The organism is Streptomyces sp. NPDC054047 (assembly GCF_055585065.1).
This window is the reverse complement of sequence record NZ_JBVJKV010000001.1, coordinates 212,313-229,036: the sequence shown is the minus strand read 5'-3', so window position 1 is coordinate 229,036 and position 16,724 is coordinate 212,313. Positions and strand designations below refer to the sequence as shown.

Genomic DNA, 16,724 nt, shown 5'->3' with positions numbered 1-16,724 from the left:
AGAAGTACGGATCCGAGGGGCGGGTCCGCAGGAGGGACTGAGGGACCATGGGACTTCCCGGCATCGTCACGCGCGAGGAGTGGCTCGCCGCGCGCAAGGAACTGCTCGCCAAGGAGAAGGCGGAGACCCGGGCGCGTGACGCGCTCAACGCCGAGCGGCGTCGGCTTCCGATGGTCGAGATCGACAAGGAGTATCTGTTCGACGGTTCCGACGGCAAGGCGACCTTGTTCGACCTCTTCGACGGAGACGCCCAACTGATCGTCTACCACTTCATGTTCGCCCCGGACTGGGAGGCGGGCTGCCGCAGCTGCTCGGCCTTCCTCGACCAGATCGGGCACCTGGCCCACCTGCGGGCCCGCAGCACGAACTTCATCGCCGTCTCGCGCGCGCCGTTCACCAAGATCCTGCCCTTCAAGGCGCGGATGGGCTGGACGGTGCCGTGGTACTCCTCGAACGACAGCGACTTCAACCGTGACTTCGACGCCACCGTCGGCGAGGGCGACGACTCCTTCGAGCAGCCCGGCCTCAGCTGCTTCCTGCGCGACGGCGACCGCGTCTTCCACACGTACTCGACGCACGCACGCGGCCTCGACTGGGTGGGTTCGTACTCCAGCCTCTTCGACCTCACCGCGCTCGGCCGCCAGGAGGAGTGGGAGGAGCCGAAGGGCAGGGCGACCGGGCTCGGGGCGCCGGCCGGCAGTCCGCGAGTGCGCTACCACGACGAGTACGAGATGTGACGAACCGGCACAACCAGGTGTCAGGTCCGTCACGTTGCGAGTCCTTTTGGCCCCTCGGCGCGTTCTACTCCGAAAGAGTCCGTGAGGACTGCCAACGGGGGAGCAGAAGGACAATCATGAACAACCGAGTGGTTCTGGAACGCTTTCCGGCCGGTGGGCCGCGAGGATCGTGGCCCGCGGAGGAGTTCGCGCGCGCACGCCGCATGGAGGGGCAGCAGGCCGAGGTCGTGATGGACCTCGCCTCCGACGCCTTCCTGGTGATCGTGCGCGAGACGGAGGCGAGCACGGTGACCGACATCAGCGAGGTGGCCGCCGCCGCGTAGGCCGCCCGAGCGCGCCCCTCAGCGCTCGGCGTGTCCGTTCGGGGAGGGGATCTTCGCCGTGAACTGGTCGGCCTGCAGCGCGTACAGCTCCGCGTAGACACCACCCGTGCGCAGGAGCTCGTCCGGAGTGCCCGACTCCACCAGGCGCCCGCCGTCCAGGACATGGACCAGGTCCGCGTGGCGCACCGACGCCAGGCGGTGGGTGATGAGGATGACGGTCTGGCCCGTCCCTGCCAGGGCCCTGATCTTCTCGAAGACCTCCAGCTCGGCGCGGGCGTCGAGCGCCGCCGTCGGCTCGTCCACGATGAGGATGCTGCCGCGCCGGTACGCGGCGCGTGCGATGCCCAGCCGCTGCCACTGACCGCCCGACAGCTCGTGCCCGCCGGTGAACGCGCGGGCCAGCAGCGTGTCGAGCCCGCGCGGCAGGTCGGCCACGACGTCCCCGGCACCGGCCTCACCGACCGAGGCGCCGATCCGGTCGTCCGTGAGCGGCACCGACGACCGGCCGATCGCGATGTTCACGCGCGCCGTGAACGGCCAGCGCTTGAAGTCCTGCGCCACCATCGCGATGCGCTCCGCCAGTTGCTGCCGGTCCGCGGTGGCCGCGTCGACGTCGTCCCACAGGATGCGGCCGTCCTTCGGCGGGTACAGCCCGGCGAGCAGCTTCACCAGCGTGGTCTTGCCGGAGCCGTTCTCACCCACGAGGGCGACGATCTTCCCGGTGGGCAGGGTGAGGGAGACGTCGCTGAGCGCGTCCCTGCCCGAGGCCCCCGGATAGCGGAAGGTGACGTTCTCGAACCGTATCTCCCGTGGATCGGGCGGCAGTTCGGCCCCGCCCACGGGGATCGCGCGCTGCGCCGCCTCCACGAAGAGCCGCTCCAGGTCGCCGACGAACAGGGCGTCCTCGTGCAGGGAGTTGACCTCAAGGACCAGCGTGTCGAGATTGGACGCGCCGGTGCGGATCGCGATGACGGCGGTGCCCGCGACGGACAGCGCCATCGCCCCGGCGAGCAGCAGCGCGCCGAGCGTCGCGTACGTCGCCACGGTGGCGACACCCGTCCACGCCGCCGCGATCAGACCCGTCCGCGCCGCGAGCCGGGCCAGCCGCGCCTGCTCCTCCTCCGCCGCCTCCGACATGGACCGGAAGTGCCGCAGCAGGAAGGGCCCCACCCCGTGCACCCGGATCTCCGGGGCCGCCCGCGCCTCGGTGAGCAGGCTGCCGATGAGGCGTCCCGCGCGGGCGTGCTGCACCCAGGCGTGGAAGGAGATGTAGCGGCGCCGGGCGATCGTCAGGGCGCTCCACGCGCTCGGCAGGGTCATGGTCACCAGGAGCGGGAGCAGCGCCGGGTGCAGGACGGTGAGGACGCCCGCCGCCGCGATCAGGGAGATCAGCGCGTTCACCACGCGCGTGGAGATGCCGATCATGCGGCGGGCGGACGCGGCGCCGTACTGCGCGGTGTCGAGCAGTTTGTGGAACGCGTCGTCCTCGATGGCCGACAGCTCCACCGCCGCGGACCGCTCCAAGTACTGCTCGGTGGCGACGCGTTCGACCTTCGGTTCGAGGCGTCCCGTCGCGTACGTCGACGCCGCGCGCAGCAGCGCGGCGACGAACAGGACGGACGCCACCGTCACCAGGGCGGGGGCCGCGCCGCGCAGCCGGTCGGCCACCGGGGCATCCGTCATCAGGCGCCCGAGGATGCTGTTGACCGCGAGCAGGCTCACGGCCTGGGCGAGCCCGCGGCCCACCTCGGCGCCGATGACGATGCGCGCGGCGCGCCGGTCGGCCTGCCAGGCGAGCCGGAAGCTGGCGGAGAGGAGCGCGGGCAGGCGCTTGAGCATGGGCAGAAAGCCCAGCTGCAGGACGGCCTCCTCGTGCTGGGCCCAGCCGGTGTCGTACCGCAGGGGTCCGCCGAAGAGCAGCTTCTCGGACTCCGAAGTGCCGCTCGGTACACGTGAGTTGTCTTGTTTCCGGGTGTTGCTCTGCTTGTCGTTCGTCTGCTTCTCCTCAGTCGATTGCGTACGTCCTGTGCGGGCTTGCAACCCCGGGCAACCCTTGCCGGTCGGCCCAGGCCGCAGTGCCATACCCCATGCACGCAACTCCGCACCCGCGCAGGCAAAGGAGTTCTTCCGTGACCGACACTCTCCGGACACCTCAAGTCCCTGATGAGCACGGCCTGGACGGCCCCGCACTCCTTGACGCGTACCGCACGATGCGTACGATCCGTGACTTCGAGGAGCGGCTCCACGCGGAGTTCGCCACCGGCGACATTCCCGGCTTCGTCCACCTGTACGCAGGTGAGGAGGCCTCCGCCACCGGGGTGTGCGCCCATCTCGACGACGACCGCGACGTCATCGCCTCCACGCACCGGGGCCACGGCCACTGCATCGCCAAGCACGTCGACGTGAAGTCGATGATGGCCGAGATCTACGGGCGCACGACCGGGGCGTGTCGCGGCAAGGGAGGCTCCATGCACATCGCCGACCTCTCCAAGGGCATGCTCGGCGCCAACGGCATCGTCGGCGGCGGGCCGCCCCTGATCTGCGGCGCCGCGCTCGCCGCGAAGGTTCGCGGGGACGGCGGCGTCGGCGTGGCCTTCTTCGGTGACGGCGGCAGCAACCAGGGCACCACCCTCGAATCCCTGAACCTCGCCTCCGTGTGGCAGCTGCCCGCCGTCTTCGTCGCCGAGAACAACGGCTACGCGGAGGCCACTTCGGCCGAGTGGTCCGTGGGCGGCGGCTCCATCGCGGCCCGCGCCGCGGCCTTCGGGATGCCCGGGGTCACGGTCGACGGCTTCGACTTCTTCGCCGTGCACCGGGCGGCGGGCGAGGCGGTCGAGCGGGCGCGTACCGGTGGCGGTCCCACCCTCATCGAGGTCCAACTGACCCGCTACTACGGGCACTTCGAGGGCGACCAGCAGACGTACCGGGCGGACGAGGTGCGCCACGCCCGCGCCGAACTCGACTGCATCGAACGCTTCCGGGAGCAGGTGGCCGGCCACCTCACGGCGGCGCAGCTCGACGCGGTCGACGCCGAGGTCGCCCGGCTGATCGACGAGGCCGTGTCGCAGGCTCGGGCGGCGCCGCCGCCGACCGCCGCGGACCTGGAGACCGACGTCTACATCTCGTACCTCTGAGGGGAGCCGACCCGTGGCACGCAGCATCAGCTATCGCGAGGCGCTGGGCGAAGCCCTTGCGCAGGAGATGGAGCGCGACCCCTCGGTCGTCGTCATGGGCGAGGACAACGCGGGCGGCGCGGGCGCGCCCGGCGAATCCGACGCCTGGGGCGGGGTGTTGGGCGTGACGAAGGGGCTCCATCCGCGCTTCCCCGGACGGGTCCTGGACACCCCGATCTCGGAGTCCGCGTTCATCGGCGCGGCGATCGGCGCCGCGACACGCGGCCTGCGGCCGGTCGCCGAGCTCATGTTCATCGACTTCATGGGGGTGTGCTTCGACCAGATCTTCAACCAGGCGGCGAAGTTCCGGTACATGTTCGGCGGCAAGGCCGTCACTCCCGTCGTCATCCGGACGATGTACGGGGCCGGTCTGCGGGCGGCGGCCCAGCACTCGCAGGCCATGTACCCGGCGTTCACGGCCGTGCCGGGACTGAAGGTCGTCCTGCCGTCGTCGCCGTACGACGCGAAGGGTCTGCTGATCCAGGCGATCAGGGACGACGACCCGGTGATCTTCTGCGAGCACAAGGCGATGTACGACGAGGTGGGCGAGGTCCCCGCCGAGAGCTACACGATCCCCTTCGGTGAGGCAGGCATCGTGCGCGAGGGCCGGGACGTGACGATCGTGGCGCTGGGCCGCATGGTGGCCGTCGCCTGCGAGGCGGCGGACGGTCTGGCCGCGTCCGGGACGAGCTGCGAGGTCGTCGACCCCCGCACCACGAGCCCGCTGGACGCCGAGACGATCATCGAGAGCGTCACGGCGACCGGGCGCCTGGTGGTGGTCGACGAGGCGGGACCGCGCTGCGGCATGGCGGCCGACATCTCGGCGCTCGTCGCGCGCGAGGCGTTCGGGGCGCTGCGGGCGCCGATCGGGACGGTGACCGCGCCGCACACGCCGGTGCCGTTCAGTCCGGCGCTCGAAGACCTCTATATGCCGGACGCCGCGCGGGTCGCCGCCGCGGTCACGTCGGTCGTCGACTGGAAGCCGTGAGGAAGCCCGTGAGGATGCCGTTCGTCGAGCGGGTCACCATGCCCAAGTGGGGCCTGTCCATGCAGACCGGAAAGATCACCGAGTGGATCGCGCGGGAGGGCGACGAGGTCGAGGAGGGCGACGATCTCGCCGAGATAGACACGGACAAGATCGCGGGCACGCTGGAGGCGCCGCGCGGCGGTGTCCTGCGGCGGATCGTCGCGGAGGCGGGCGGTGAGGCGCCCGTCGGCTGTGTCATCGCGGTCATCGCCGGGCCGGAGGTCCCGGAGGCGGAGATCGAGCGGGTGGCCGCCGAGGCACGGGAGCAGCTGGCGCGCGGGGTTCCCGCGGAGGACGAGGGCAGCCCGGTGAGCGGCATCGCGGAGGTGGACGGCAGGGCGCTGGCGTACGCGACGTCGGGCGGCGGCGCGGAGGAGGTCGTCCTGGTGCACGGGTACGGCGGCGACAAGAACTCCTGGCTCTTCGTGCAGGAGCCGCTCGCGGCCCGGCACACCGTGTACGCGCTCGACCTGCCCGGTCACGGAGAGTCGGCCAAGGAGGTGGGGGACGGCAGCCTGGCCTCCCTCGCGACGGTGGTCACGGGCTTCCTCGACGCGCTCGGCATCGAGCGGGCGCACCTGGTGGGGCATTCGCTGGGCGGTGCGGTGGTCACGGCGGTGGCGGCGGGAATCCCCGACCGGGTCCGCTCCCTGACGCTGATCGCGCCCGCCGGGTACGGCCCGGATGTGGACGCCGCCTACCTGCGGGGCTTCGCGGAGGCCGGGAACCGGCGCGCACTCCGCCCGCACCTGGGCAAGCTGTTCGCCGACGAGGGGCTCGTGACGCGGCAGCTGGTCGACGACCTCCTGAAGTACAAGCGCCTGGATGGCGTCGACGCGGCGCTGCGCACGCTCCTGCCGACACTGGTGGCCCCGGGCGGCGGGGCGGCCCTGGACGTGGCGTCCCTGCTCCCGGACGGCGTACGGACGATCGCGCTGTGGGGAGCGGCGGATCAGGTGATCCCGGCGTCGAACGCGGCGGCCCTGGAGGGGAGGGCCGCCGTCCGGGTGATCGAGGGGGTGGGTCACATGGCGCAGATGGAGGCGCCGGGAGAGGTCGTCGCCGCGGTGGAGGCCGCGGTGGCGGGCTGAGGGGGCCGGGGCGGTGCCTGCGGGAGGGTGCCGCCCCGGGGCCTGGATCTCCGGCCCGTCCGGCGTACGAGGACGGACTCGGCGGAGCCGGTGATGAGGGCGGCCAAGGGAGAAGACCCGCCGGAGGCTGGGCCCTGGGCCTAGGCCCGCACGGCCCGGGACCAGGCCGGGGTCGCCCCCGCGGCTCCGCACCACGCCAGATACAGCGGAATCGGCGGCGTATAGGGAACCTCGCCCCCGGAGGGGCTGTGGATCAACGAGGGAGCGTGCCGGGCGCCCGGCACCACGGCTCCCGAGGCGTAATACGCGGGGGAGGGCCATTCGAGGGAGACGTCCGAGTCCGCGGGCACGATCCACCACCACCGTGCCGCGTCCACGTCCTCGTACACACACCCCACACGAGGCAACCGCGCCATCAGCCGAGGGCCGAACCGCGCGGGCACCGAGACCGCGTCACACCCCAGGGGCTGCGACATCCCGGCCGGGACGGCGAGCCGCGTGAGCGGCGGTGGGGAGGCGGCGGCCGACCGCCTCCGTTCGAGGCGGACCAGCGTGTCCAGATCCAACAGCCGCCGCACCGTCACCGCGCTCACACGCCCCCTGCCCACGTCGTTCCCACGCCCGCACCCGCACCCTCGGTCACATCACGCCCGCAGTTCCGCCCATACGGTGAGGCCGACCCCGGGACCCTCGTCCCGCACACCCCACGCGTTGCTCACCGCCTCGACGAGAAGCAATCCCCTCCCGTGCTCATCGTCTGCGTCTGGCCCCTCCTGGGCGGGCCGCGGGACACCTGATCCATATCCGTCGTCACGCACAGCTATGCGCAGCGTCCCGGGCCGGGTGCAGAGTTCGCAGACGATCCGGTGGCTCGCGGTGTGCACGATCGCGTTCGTGACCAGCTCGGACACCACGAGGGCCGCGGCATCGCGGGCGTCCTCGCCGATGTCCCAGCCCAGCAGCTGGGCCTTGGCCAGCCGTCTCGCCTGCGCGGCGGAGCCCGGCCGTGGCACCAGCGCGAAGCTGACGCAGAGCTCTGAACCGCCATCGGCCCACAGGTCGGCGGTAACGCCAACAGAGGCTTCGGCGGCAGCTGTGTGTAACGGCGCGGGCGGAGTCACGCCATCCACTATCGCCCCGCCGGGAACACCTTGGCAAGACCCACTCTGAAAAGTGCACAGTGGCGTGTTCCTTCGAGACGGCACATGGCACACTGCTCGCAACGGCTCCAGGTGCGGAGTGAATTGGCATTACATGGAGTACGTGGAGGTAGGACGTGAGCGAACCGCGGTCCGCGCCGACCGTCGGCCAGGTCGTCCTAGGCCGTCGTTTGCAGGACCTGCGTGAGCGCGCCGGCCTCAAACGAGAGGAGGCGGCGCGGATTCTTCGCGTCGCCCCCGCCACGGTCCGCCGCATGGAGATGGCAGAGGTCGCGCTCAAGATCCCGTATCTCCAGCTCCTCCTGAAGTCCTACGGCGTCGCCGACGACGAGGCCGACGCCTTCGTGACCCTCGCCGAGGAGGCGAACAAGCCGGGCTGGTGGCAGCGGTTCCACGACATCCTGCCGGGCTGGTTCAGCATGTACGTCAGCCTGGAGGGCGCCGCGAGCCTCATCAGGTCCTACGAGCCGCACTTCGTCCCCGGTCTGCTGCAGACCGAGGAGTACGCACGCGGCGTGATGCGCTCCGGCGCGATCGGCCAGACCCGTCCCGAGGACATCGAGCGGTACGTGGCGCTGCGGATGGAGCGTCAGTCGCTGCTCACCCGCGAGGACGCGCCACGGCTCTGGGTCGTGATGGACGAGACCGCCCTGCGCAGGCCCGTGGGCGGTCCCGACGTGATGCGCGAGCAGATCGACAAGCTGCTCGAAGCCGTCGAACTTCCCCATGTGACGTTGCAGGTCGCGCCGTTCGCGGCGGGTCCGCACCCGGGCACGTACGGACCGTTCGTGCTCTTCCGCTTCGCCATGGCGGAGCTGCCGGACATGGTCTACAGCGAGTACCTGACCGGCGCCGTCTACCTGGACGCGCGCACCGAGGTGGCAACCCACCTCGAGGTCATGGACCGCATGGCGGCCCAGGCCGCGACGGCACATCGCACAAAGGAGATCCTCCGGGACCTCCGCAAGGAGCTGTGAATGGATCGACACCGAGCCGGTACGCGACCCGGGTCAAAGCCCGGAGCCGGGTCCCGCCCCGAGTCCCGGGACGACTCCCGGATATACAACGGCATGCCCGCCCGTGAACTCGGCAGCGAGGGCTGGCACAAGCCGTGGAGCGGCGGCAACGGCGGCAACTGCCTGGAGGCCATGAAGCTGGCCGACGGCCGGGTCGCGGTCCGCCAGTCGGCGGATCCGGACGGCCCGGCGCTGATCTACACGCACGGCGAGATCACCGCGTTCATCCAGGGAGCGAAGGCGGGGGAAGCCGACTTCCTGCTGTCGTGAGGCCCCGGCGACTTCGTGCGCCCTTTGTGAGCGTCCTTTGTGAGCCGCTGTCCGTGTGGGCAGGGGCTCACAGCCACGACCACATCCTGCGCGGCGCGTCCACCAGACGGCTGACCGCGACGACGGGCATCGGCGGCTGCTGCGCCCGGTCGCGCCCCAGGCGCAGCGCGTAGTAGATCTGCTCGACCGAGGGCGGCCCGACCGCGAGATTGCGCCGGACCGCCGACTGCGACGACCCCTGGCCGGTGTGCACGAGATACGCGGCCGCCATCGCGCCCGTACGTCCCACACCCGCGCCGCAGTGCACGAACACCGGGCCCGGCGCGGCGCGCACCACGGACAGGAAGCGGCGCACCTGGGAGGGCGTCGGCGTCTGCCCGTCGCGGATCGGCATCCGTACGACGTCGAGTCCGGCGCGGTGCGGATGGCCGAGCTGGGACGCGCTCAGACGCTCGGCGCGCAGATCGACCACGGTGGCGAAGTCCAGCTCCGCCAGGCGGCGATAGCCCTCCGGCGAGGGTGCGGCGCCCCGCCACACCTGACCCGTGGTGTCCACGGGGCGGAAGTGGTGGATGCCGGGAGCGTCGACGGCGCTCGTGGGGGCGCTGGTGGTGCTCCGTGCCCAGCCGGAGAGCGCGAGGATGCCGAAGGTGCCGGTCGCCCAGAGCGCGAGATAGCCGAGCAGGCAGCCCGCGAGGACACGCAGGCAGACGCGGCGCAGGCGACGGCCGCGGGAGAGCGGCGGGGGAGCGGATGCTGTGGGGGAGTCAGTCGGTGACGGTGCGGTCAGGGGAGCCGTCATGGGGGACCAAGGGTCGGGGACATGGCGTATCCGGAAGAGTAACGCGCCGTGGGTAAAGGCGAGTTGAGATCCATCCGGGCTTACTCGGGTCTAGTCGCTACGGGTCTGCTCGTTGCTCGATACCCGTCTACTCGGGTGTACCCGGCGCGGCGCGCCCGTACCACTCAGTCGTCGTCCGGGTCCGTGTCGCCGATGCCCATCACCGTCAGATGGGCCTTGTCCAGACCCGTGTCCTCCAGGCAGCCGCGCAGCCGCATGCGGTCGTGGTCGGTGAGGGCGGGGCGGACGACCCCCGCGTACATGTCGTCGCCCAGCGGCCCGAGCGCGGCGTGACGCAGCGGGACGGAGGTGGAGTCGCGGCAGCCTTCCCAGAGTTGACGGGCCGCCAGGGAGCGGCGCTCCGGTGTGGCGTCCTGGCCGCGCATGTCGATGCGCAGGAGCACGGAGGTGGCAGCCGCGTCGTTCTCGTGGTCCTCGCGGGTCTGGGTGAGCTCGGCCAGACCGACGACCACAGCGGCGAGCAGGGCGGCGCCGACGGCCCCCGCGGCCACGGCCCGCCCCGTCCCGCGCAGGTCGCGCCGGGCGGCCACCGGGGGCAGGTCCTCCAGGTCGGTGTCCGGCGGCGGCGCCGCGAGAACGGCGAGGCGCCCGGCGAGCCGCTGTTCGGCGGCGGGGCGCGCGGTGGCGGACGCGACGCGCTGGACCAGCCAGGCGAGGCCGGAGAGGAGCACGCCGGTCACCATGAGGACGGGCACGAAGACGTACGTGTGTCCGGCGGGGTCGTCGTCCAGCCAGCGGAAACGGGCTGCTCCCGTGATGGGTGCCGGCCGTCCGGGTTTCTCGGGCGTCGCGTACGCGTCCTGGCGCAGCCGCGCCAGGACGTCCTCCTGGCGCCGGTCGGCGTCCCGCAGCCGTTCCTCGACGCGGGCGATGCGGCCGAGGAGCGCGCCGCCGAGCAGCAGGATCTCGACGACCAGGAGCAGCACCCCGCAGAGGATGGCCCGTTGCCACTGCCACCGGTAGAGGTAGACGACCAGATAGACGGCGGCGCCCGCGGCGGCGGCTCCGCCGAACACGTACGCCAGACGCTTCATCGCGGCACCTCGGACGGGGCTTCTGGATGTACGTCGCCGGTCGTGCCGTCGAGCATGAGGCGGGACCCAGTCGGGAAGCGCCGTACCGCGTCCGCGGCGCCGACGACCGTGGGCAGGCCGAACTCCCGTGCCAGCACGGCCAGATGGGAGAGCGGGCTGCCGGTCTGGGCGATTAGCCCCGTGAGTCCGGGCAGCAGGGGCGCGAGCGTGGGGTCGAGGGTGCGCACCACGAGCACCGCTTCGGGCGGCCGTGCCCCCGTGCCGTCCCACACCGTTCCGGCGGCCCGCCCGCCGGACACCCCGTGGCCACCGTCCGCGGCGCGCCGGGCGTGCCGTTCCGCGACGACCACACCGCCCTCCGCGAGCCGGAACGCGTCGGGCAGCTGGGCGGACACCGCTCGTGGCAGCCGCTCCCCGACGTCTCCGGGCAGCCGTCCGCCCGCGAGCGCGTCCATCAGCTCCGGCCACCGCAGCAGCCCGACCCGCCCGGCCGCGCCGAGCTCGCCCCGCACCCGGAGCCGCCGCGCCGCGTCCCGCACCAGGCGCACCTGCAACTCCTGCACCCAGCGGATGCGCAGCCGCAGGGCTTCCCGTGGCGGGAGGCCGGATGCGCCGGAGCGGGTGGTCGCCGAGGCCGGGTCCGGTGCCGATGTGCGGGCGGGCAGTTGGATCCGCCCCTCCAGGCGCGGCGGGACCAGCGCGAGCACCGCCGGGTGCGCCGTCACCACGCGGTCGTCCGTAAGCCCGCGGGCCCGCCCATCGGCGAGCTCGGTCAGCGCGGCGCCCGCCGCCGTGGCCGTACGCGGCTCGGGGAGCAGGGCGCCGCACAGGGCCTCCTGGGCGTGCAGGGAGACGAGGGCGGCGCGGGTCCAGCGGAGCGTGGCGGTGAGGGCGGCGGGCGGGAGCTCGGCGGGCGGCGCCGTACCGGCCAGGCGGCGGTCGATGTCCGCGGTGAGGTCCAGGGCGAGGCCGGGGAGTGCCGTGGTCAGCCGGCCGAGCCGCCAGGCCGCGGCGAGGCGGCGTGCGCCGGGTGCCGGGTTGAGCAGCGCCAGCCAGGGGTGCCGGGGCGGGACGGCGCCGAGGAGACGCAGGTCCGCCGCCGCGCGCCCGCCGACCACCGTGACGACGGGGGTCGTGCGCAGCGTACGGCGTGCCGCTCCCGCGCCGATGTCCAGAGCGGCGGCGAGCCCGCGCGCCATCGGGGCGACCCACAAGTCCTCTTCCAGCGGCAGGAGTTGACCTGGCAGTGTCTCCGCGACCGGCCCCGGCCCGAGCAGCCGGGCGCCGCGTCGTGGCCGGGCGGCCATCGCCGTGATCGGCCGGCTCTGGAAGAGCCAGAGGCGACCGTCGCCGTCGAAGCCGAACTCGATGTCCTGCGGCCCGCCGAACACCTTCCGGGCGCGTCGGGCGAGGTGGGCGAGGCGGCGCAGTTCGCCGGGCCCCAACAGCCGCTCTTCAGGCGAGGGCTCGGTGTGCAAGAGACGTCCGCGCCGGTTCAGGACGTAGTTCGTGCCCGGCTGCGTGCCGCTGACGAGGGTGTCGGGCCCGCCCCGCACCGCGCTCACGAGCATCCGGTCGAGCCGCCCCTCGACGGGGTCGGCGCCGAACAGCACACCGCCGACGCGCGCGGCGAGCATCGGCTGGACGAGGACGGCCATGGCGGCGGTGGTCCCGTCGGAGGGCCGGTGTGCCGACCGCAGGACGGCGGAGACCGCCGTACGGAATTCGTCCCACCCGCGCACATCGAGAACGGAGGTGAACTGCCCGGCCAGGGAGGACTCTTCGGTGTCCTCCTGGGGCGATGAGGAGCGGACGACGAGAGGTGCCGAGCCGTCCGCCGAGAGATCGCGCCAGGCGCGGCGCAGGGCGTCGACGGAACCGGGATCGTCGGGGGAGCCGTAGGAGCCGTCCGTGTCGTGCGGGACGACGAAGCCGGGCAGTACGGGAAGCCCGGCGCGGGCGGCGCGCGCGAGATGCGCGGCCTTGGAGCCGGTGAGGCGGGGGAGCGCGGCACGCGGGTCGTCCAGGGGAACGAGCGGGAGGCCCGTGCCGCCGTGCCTGCCGCCGTTCGTGGTGCCGAAACCGTCGCAACCGTCGAAGCCGTCGAAGTCGTCGAATGCGGGGCGTTCATTGAGTGTCGTCATCAAGCACCCTCCAGGACCGGCCGCCAACAGGGGGGACGCGCGGAGGTGGCCCTGCGCCTGACGGCGGAACGAAGGATCGAGCCAGGGCGGCGTACGGGGCCGGATCAGTGCCCCGGCAACGCCGTGCCTTTGTGGTCCAACGTACCCATTGAGGGGCCAATTCCCCGAGCCCGTAACGGCGTTGGCGACAGATGCTGACCATGGCCGGACGCGTCGTGCCGGTCGGGCGGGCTCACACGGTCAAGTCACACGGTCGCCTCACACCGTCATCGGCCGGTCGTACGGGCCGATCGGCGCCGCCAGCTGGGTCGCGCCCGTCAGCCGGCGGTCCACCGCGGCGGCGGCCGCGCGGCCCTCGGCGATGGCCCACACGATCAGTGACTGGCCGCGCGCCGCGTCGCCCGCGGCGAACACGCCCGGCACGTTCGTCGCGAAGTCCGCGTCGCGGGCGAGGGTGCCGCGGTCCTCGACGTCCAGGCCGAGCTGGTCGATCAGGCCGCCCGGCGTACGGTCCGGACCGGAGAAGCCGAGCGCGAGGAGGACGAGGTCGGCGGGGAGCTCGCGTGCGGTGCCGGGGCGCGGTCGGCGGTCGGCGTCGACCTCGGTCAGCTGCAGGGCGCGCACCCGGCCCGCCGAATCGCCGGTGAAGCGGAGGGTGGACGCGGCGAACAGACGCGCGTCGGCGTCCGCGGCGGGAGCGGTGCGCAGCTCGCCGGCCTCCTCGTGCGCGACGGAGAGGCGGTAGACCTTCGGATACGTCGGCCAGGGCTCGGCCAGCTCGTCGCGTACGTCGCCCGGCCGCTCGTATATGTCCAACTGCGTGACGGATGTGGCCCCTTCGCGCACCGCCGTGCCCAGGCAGTCCGCTCCGGTGTCCCCGCCGCCGACGATCACGACGTGCTTGCCCGCGGCGGACAGGGGGGAGGTGCCGAGGTCGCCCTCGCACACGCGGTTGGCCAGCGGGAGATACTCCATGGCCTGCTGGATGCCGCTCAACTCCCGCCCTGGTACGTCGAGTTCGCGCCAGGCGGTGGCGCCGACGGCGAGCACCACCGCGTCGTGCCGGGCCCGCAGCTCCAGGGCGCCGATGTCACTGCCGATCGCCACGGACGTCCGGAAGACCGTGCCCTCGTCCCGCATCTGCGCGAGCCGCCGCTCCAGGTGGTGCTTCTCCATCTTGAACGCGGGGATTCCGTAGCGCAGGAGCCCGCCCGCGCGGTCGTCGCGCTCGTACACGACGACGGTGTGCCCGGCGCGCGTCAGCTGCTGCGCGGCGGCGAGTCCGGCCGGTCCGGAGCCGACGACGGCGACGGTCTTCCCGGAGTGCCGGTCCGGGGCGCGGGGCGGGTTGAGGCCGTCCGCCCAGGAACGGTCGGCGATGGCCACCTCGACGTTCTTGATGGTCACCGCGGGCTGGTTGATCGCGAGGACGCAGCCTGCCTCGCAGGGGGCGGGGCAGAGGCGGCCGGTGAACTCGGGGAAGTTGTTCGTGGCGTGCAGCCGTTCGGCCGCGGCGCGCCAGTCGGCGCGCGAGACGAGTTCGTTCCACTCGGGGATCAGATTGCCGAGCGGGCAGGCGTCGTGGCAGAAGGGGATGCCGCAGTCCATGCAGCGGTCGGCCTGCCGCTCGACGATGGGCAGCAGCGCGCCGGGGACGTACACCTCGTCCCAGTCCTTGATCCGGTCGCCGACGGACCGGCGCGGCCATTCCTGGCGGCTGGTGGTGAGGAAGCCTCTGGGGTCGGCCATGGCCGTCTCCCTCGCGTGCCTTCTCGCGTGCTTCGCGGGCTTTCGGCCCACTGTACGACGGGTGGGCGGGGGCGGCACGTGGGCTTGGGGTGGGGCGGCGCGGGGGCGCGGGGGTGCCGGGAGGGGGGATTACGTCGGGGGCGGGGTTCGGCCAGGTCAGGCCAGGTCAGGTCAGGTCAGGTCAGGTCAGGGCGAGGATGAAGGAGGCCGAGGCGGCCAGTGAGGCTCCGACCCGGACGTGGTTCCACATGGTCCATTCGCCGACGTACGTACGCCAGCGGTCCGCGTTCTCCGGCGCCTGCGCGTCGAGCTTGGCGAGGGCGTCGTTGCGCGGGACGTTCGCGACGATGGTCACCCCGAACGAGCCGAACAGATACAGCGCGCAGCCCAGCAGCAGCTCGACGGTGCCGTCCTCGGGCCAGAGCACGAAGGTGACGACGGCGACGACGGCACTGAGGCCGGCGGCGCCCATGAACACGGCCATGAACCCGGCGGTGAGCGCCTTGACGTTGATCGACTGCATGGCTGCGATGCCTTGCGCGGGGGGCAGCGCGGCCAAGGCGGGCATCACGAACGTCGAGAACGCGACGAACGCTCCGGCGACCATGCCGGTGGCGAGCGCGCCGAGTACGACGAGCACGAAGTATGGTCCCTCGATCATGGCAACTCCCGCGTTGGGTAAGGCAGCCGTCAGGTGAGTGAGCCGCAGTGATCCTCCATGGCGCGGCCCTGCACCACAAGTGAATTGCCCTTACCGGGTGGGGGGCCATGCGTGGGGCGCGCGGGCGCATACGCGGGAGTCTGTCCCGCCTCTGCCCGGGGCGAACCCTTCCGCTTTCCGCGGCCGGTGGCCTGGCTCTGCGTGGGCGGGTTCCTCCGCTTTCCGCCGTCGGGCGCCGCACCCGTCCCGCCGCTTCGCGACGGATGCGCTCCCCGCCCACCCGCCCGATTGCCCTGTGTCGAGGCGTGCGCGAGCGGGCGGGGCGCCCCTGCCTGGCAGGGGTGTTCGCTGGCGGTGTTGCCTGTTGGCTCTGTCCCGCCGCTTCCCGCCGCTTCCCGCCGCTTCCCGCCGCTTCGCGCGGCTGGTCGGGGCGGTTGCCTCTGGCCCGGTGCTTCGCAGCGGGTTGTCTCCGCCCGCCCACCCGTTTGGGCTGCGGGGTAATCGAGTGGGTGGGCGGGAAGTATCCGGCGCGAAGCGCCGGGACAGGTTGCCGTCGACGCAAGGTGAAGCCGCGACCCAGGCGCAGACCACGGAGCAAGGAGAGGCGGGGGCGAGGCAAGACCCCGGTGAGGTGGGCGCACCAGCCGCACCAACCGCACCAGCCGCCCCAGTCGCCCCGCAGGCCCCGGCCAGAACCCTCAGCCCGCAACCCCCTCCCGCCCAGGCCCCCGCCAGCCCCGCAGCACCGACTCCACCGCCGGGGCGATCCGGCGGCGCGCCTCGCCGCGCGGGACTCCGCTCATGAGGAGCCGGTCGTACGGCGTATCCGTGTGCCGGACGGCGGCCACCACCGCCGCCGTCACCGCGGTGGCGGACAAGGCGCGCCCCGCCGCGCTGCGCCCCACCCGCCCGCTGCCCCGCACGGACGCGTGCGCGGCGATCGCGCGGGACCGCTCCTCGGGGCACCCGGGAAAGAGACGGCGTATCTCGTCCGCGAAGGCCGCGGTGAAGCGGACGTCCTGCGCGGCCCGCCGCACGGCGTCCCGCGCCCGGCGGCGCGCCCGCGCCTCCGCGTCCGCGAGGCAGCGCTCCTCGGCCCGTGCGAGCGCCGCCTCCTCGACGAGTACGCCCTCGCGTTCGTACCGGCCCTGGCGCCGGTTGAAGCGGACGACCACCGCAGAGAGCCCGCTCCCCTCGCGGGCCCGACGCGTCAGCGCGGTGTCGCCGCGTGGCAGGAAGACGAGATGGCCCAGGTCGGCGCAGTCCAGGCAGTGCGGCCCGGCGTCCTCGACGACCAGGAGGGCGAGCGGCCCACCGCGGCACTCCACGCAATGGCGGCGCTTCAGGGGCTGGATGGCGAGAAGTCGGCCTCGGGCGAGGGGAGTTGGTGCTGCCATAAGGGGTTCATTCCCCGGCCGGAGGACGCGTACCGCCGCGGGGGAGGGGGCAGGAGCCCCCGGGTCATGGTGCGCCCGAA

At 72.9% G+C, this 16,724-nt stretch carries 16 protein-coding genes; 7 read left to right on the top strand and 9 right to left on the bottom strand.

The window, feature by feature from the left end; all coding sequences use genetic code 11:
* Positions 1–47: 47 nt before the first annotated feature.
* Together ACZ6ZP_RS01110 and ACZ6ZP_RS01105 are read left to right on the top strand one after the other, a co-directional pair.
* Positions 48–737, top strand: coding sequence for a DUF899 domain-containing protein (locus ACZ6ZP_RS01110; RefSeq protein ID WP_469405130.1), 690 nt, complete (start codon positions 48–50; stop codon positions 735–737).
* Positions 738–853: 116 nt separating this feature from the next.
* A complete protein-coding gene (locus tag ACZ6ZP_RS01105; protein ID WP_351162134.1) occupies positions 854–1,060 on the top strand; it encodes a hypothetical protein in 207 nt (68 codons plus the stop codon).
* 18 nt (positions 1,061–1,078) lie between these two features.
* Here ACZ6ZP_RS01105 and ACZ6ZP_RS01100 read toward each other — a convergent pair whose 3' ends face one another.
* A complete protein-coding gene (locus ACZ6ZP_RS01100) occupies positions 1,079–2,980 on the bottom strand; it encodes an ABC transporter ATP-binding protein (RefSeq protein ID WP_361463806.1) in 1,902 nt (633 codons plus the stop codon).
* A 209-nt stretch (positions 2,981–3,189) separates the two neighbouring features.
* On the opposite strand from ACZ6ZP_RS01100, the gene ACZ6ZP_RS01095 reads away from it, so the two are divergent.
* Genes ACZ6ZP_RS01095 through ACZ6ZP_RS01085 form a run of 3 tightly spaced genes read left to right on the top strand, consistent with a single transcriptional unit; the run spans position 3,190 to position 6,351 of the window.
* On the top strand, positions 3,190–4,194 hold the full coding sequence (locus ACZ6ZP_RS01095; RefSeq protein ID WP_383819646.1) for a thiamine pyrophosphate-dependent dehydrogenase E1 component subunit alpha: 1,005 nt from the start codon (positions 3,190–3,192) through the stop codon (positions 4,192–4,194).
* Between the two features lie 13 nt (positions 4,195–4,207).
* A complete protein-coding gene (locus ACZ6ZP_RS01090; protein WP_351162130.1) occupies positions 4,208–5,221 on the top strand; it encodes an alpha-ketoacid dehydrogenase subunit beta in 1,014 nt (337 codons plus the stop codon).
* Positions 5,218–6,351: an acetoin dehydrogenase dihydrolipoyllysine-residue acetyltransferase subunit gene (locus tag ACZ6ZP_RS01085; protein WP_399977893.1), complete on the top strand. Its 1,134-nt coding sequence runs from the start codon at positions 5,218–5,220 to the stop codon at positions 6,349–6,351. Before ACZ6ZP_RS01090 ends, ACZ6ZP_RS01085 begins: the two co-directional genes overlap by 4 nt.
* Before the next feature lie 140 nt (positions 6,352–6,491).
* Here ACZ6ZP_RS01085 and ACZ6ZP_RS01080 read toward each other — a convergent pair whose 3' ends face one another.
* Positions 6,492–6,944, bottom strand: coding sequence for a hypothetical protein (locus tag ACZ6ZP_RS01080; protein ID WP_351162126.1), 453 nt, complete (start codon positions 6,942–6,944; stop codon positions 6,492–6,494).
* A 51-nt stretch (positions 6,945–6,995) separates the two neighbouring features.
* Positions 6,996–7,364: an ATP-binding protein gene (locus ACZ6ZP_RS01075; protein ID WP_351162124.1), complete on the bottom strand. Its 369-nt coding sequence runs from the start codon at positions 7,362–7,364 to the stop codon at positions 6,996–6,998.
* 263 nt (positions 7,365–7,627) lie between these two features.
* On the opposite strand from ACZ6ZP_RS01075, the gene ACZ6ZP_RS01070 reads away from it, so the two are divergent.
* Both ACZ6ZP_RS01070 and ACZ6ZP_RS01065 read left to right on the top strand, forming a co-directional pair.
* On the top strand, positions 7,628–8,488 hold the full coding sequence (locus ACZ6ZP_RS01070; RefSeq protein ID WP_351162122.1) for a helix-turn-helix domain-containing protein: 861 nt from the start codon (positions 7,628–7,630) through the stop codon (positions 8,486–8,488).
* Between the two features lie 93 nt (positions 8,489–8,581).
* Positions 8,582–8,797, top strand: coding sequence for a DUF397 domain-containing protein (locus ACZ6ZP_RS01065; RefSeq protein ID WP_351162510.1), 216 nt, complete (start codon positions 8,582–8,584; stop codon positions 8,795–8,797).
* Between the two features lie 67 nt (positions 8,798–8,864).
* Here ACZ6ZP_RS01065 and ACZ6ZP_RS01060 read toward each other — a convergent pair whose 3' ends face one another.
* The 6 genes from ACZ6ZP_RS01060 to ACZ6ZP_RS01035 form a co-directional block, all read right to left on the bottom strand.
* Complete coding sequence (locus ACZ6ZP_RS01060) at positions 8,865–9,599, bottom strand: fused DSP-PTPase phosphatase/NAD kinase-like protein (protein ID WP_469405129.1); 735 nt, start codon at positions 9,597–9,599, stop codon at positions 8,865–8,867.
* A gap of 164 nt (positions 9,600–9,763) precedes the next feature.
* Positions 9,764–10,693, bottom strand: coding sequence for a hypothetical protein (locus ACZ6ZP_RS01055; RefSeq protein ID WP_361463611.1), 930 nt, complete (start codon positions 10,691–10,693; stop codon positions 9,764–9,766).
* Positions 10,690–12,837: a PEP/pyruvate-binding domain-containing protein gene (locus ACZ6ZP_RS01050; protein ID WP_469405126.1), complete on the bottom strand. Its 2,148-nt coding sequence runs from the start codon at positions 12,835–12,837 to the stop codon at positions 10,690–10,692. Before ACZ6ZP_RS01050 ends, ACZ6ZP_RS01055 begins: the two co-directional genes overlap by 4 nt.
* A 258-nt stretch (positions 12,838–13,095) precedes the next feature.
* Positions 13,096–14,586 (bottom strand): glutamate synthase subunit beta, encoded by a 1,491-nt coding sequence (locus tag ACZ6ZP_RS01045; RefSeq protein ID WP_351162114.1) that lies wholly within the window; start codon positions 14,584–14,586, stop codon positions 13,096–13,098.
* A 181-nt stretch (positions 14,587–14,767) separates the two neighbouring features.
* On the bottom strand, positions 14,768–15,247 hold the full coding sequence (locus ACZ6ZP_RS01040) for an anthrone oxygenase family protein (protein ID WP_351162112.1): 480 nt from the start codon (positions 15,245–15,247) through the stop codon (positions 14,768–14,770).
* 698 nt (positions 15,248–15,945) lie between these two features.
* Positions 15,946–16,644 (bottom strand): DUF2293 domain-containing protein, encoded by a 699-nt coding sequence (locus ACZ6ZP_RS01035; protein WP_469405124.1) that lies wholly within the window; start codon positions 16,642–16,644, stop codon positions 15,946–15,948.
* Between the last annotated feature and the right edge of the window lie 80 nt (positions 16,645–16,724).

What these genes read in the sequence shown, in the direction of transcription:
- ACZ6ZP_RS01050 (WP_469405126.1), bottom strand. Translation starts at nt 12,837, where the DNA reads ATGACGACACTCAATGAACGCCCCGCATTCGACGACTTCGACGGCTTC.
- ACZ6ZP_RS01105 (WP_351162134.1), top strand. Translation starts at nt 854, where the DNA reads ATGAACAACCGAGTGGTTCTGGAACGCTTTCCGGCCGGTGGGCCGCGA.
- ACZ6ZP_RS01035 (WP_469405124.1), bottom strand. Translation starts at nt 16,644, where the DNA reads ATGGCAGCACCAACTCCCCTCGCCCGAGGCCGACTTCTCGCCATCCAG.
- ACZ6ZP_RS01060 (WP_469405129.1), bottom strand. Translation starts at nt 9,599, where the DNA reads ATGACGGCTCCCCTGACCGCACCGTCACCGACTGACTCCCCCACAGCA.
- ACZ6ZP_RS01040 (WP_351162112.1), bottom strand. Translation starts at nt 15,247, where the DNA reads ATGATCGAGGGACCATACTTCGTGCTCGTCGTACTCGGCGCGCTCGCC.
- ACZ6ZP_RS01045 (WP_351162114.1), bottom strand. Translation starts at nt 14,586, where the DNA reads ATGGCCGACCCCAGAGGCTTCCTCACCACCAGCCGCCAGGAATGGCCG.
- ACZ6ZP_RS01055 (WP_361463611.1), bottom strand. Translation starts at nt 10,693, where the DNA reads ATGAAGCGTCTGGCGTACGTGTTCGGCGGAGCCGCCGCCGCGGGCGCC.
- ACZ6ZP_RS01065 (WP_351162510.1), top strand. Translation starts at nt 8,582, where the DNA reads ATGCCCGCCCGTGAACTCGGCAGCGAGGGCTGGCACAAGCCGTGGAGC.
- ACZ6ZP_RS01110 (WP_469405130.1), top strand. Translation starts at nt 48, where the DNA reads ATGGGACTTCCCGGCATCGTCACGCGCGAGGAGTGGCTCGCCGCGCGC.